Annotated in this window: 1 protein-coding gene; it reads right to left on the reverse strand. The window is 40.8% G+C overall.

Annotated features, from left to right (window positions below; all coding sequences use genetic code 11):
• Positions 1 to 240: hypothetical protein (locus ACVC2P_RS15130; RefSeq protein WP_452599295.1), on the reverse strand; the 240-nt coding region annotated here is incomplete at both ends.

The raw sequence follows: 240 nt of genomic DNA on the forward strand, positions 1-240 counted from the left end.
AGTAGCAGTACTAACATCGTTAGGACAAGGGCTTGTTCCAATAACAGTATAATCGAAGGTACTAGTAGTTGCACCAACAGCTGGTGTAAAAGTACCAGTGGCAGCATTAAAAGTACCACCAGATCCAGAAGTTTGCGACCAAGTACCACCAGCATCTTCACCAGCGATTAAACTAAATAAATCTATAGTTGTTGTACTACTATCGCAAATGGTTGTATTACCATCTGTACCAGCGTTAAC

The sequence above is a fragment of the Pontimicrobium sp. MEBiC01747 genome (assembly GCF_053601635.1).